Here is a 422-nt window from a genome sequence, read left to right as displayed (position 1 = left end):
ACTGGCACTACCATGCAGGGGAATTTATGGCGCTGATGTCTGAACCCGTCGTCTCGCTCAAGGATGACACCCGAAAACAACTTGGTGCGTTTTTACGCGCCCGACGCGAAAGTCTCGATCCGCAGCGGCTCGGCCTGCCGCGCAGCGGTCGACGCCGCACGCCCGGGCTGCGCCGTGAAGAGGTGGCCCTGCTGGCGGACGTCGGGGTGACCTGGTACACCTGGCTTGAGCAGGGCAGGGACGTCAATCCGTCCAGCGCGGTGATGGCCGCCGTGGCAAAAGCGCTGCAATGTACCCCGACCGAAGCGCGCCATCTTTTTGTGCTGGCCGGGCTACCGCCGGGTGAAGCACCGCAGGCCACCTGCTGTGAAGGGATCAGCGAAGGCACGCGCCGCCTGCTTGATACGTTGATGCCGAAACCG

The 422-nt window shown here is 64.7% G+C and carries 1 protein-coding gene; it reads left to right on the top strand.

Annotated features, from left to right (window positions below):
- Positions 1-26: 26 nt before the first annotated feature.
- On the top strand, positions 27-422 hold a 396-nt coding region (locus CSV68_RS16735), incomplete at its 3' end, for a helix-turn-helix domain-containing protein (RefSeq protein ID WP_143561030.1).

It is taken from the genome of Sporosarcina sp. P29, assembly GCF_002743265.1.
Classification (GTDB): Bacteria; Bacillota; Bacilli; order Bacillales_A; family Planococcaceae; genus Sporosarcina.
Note: the sequence above shows the minus strand (reverse complement) of the source record. Positions and strands in the feature narration are given on the sequence as shown.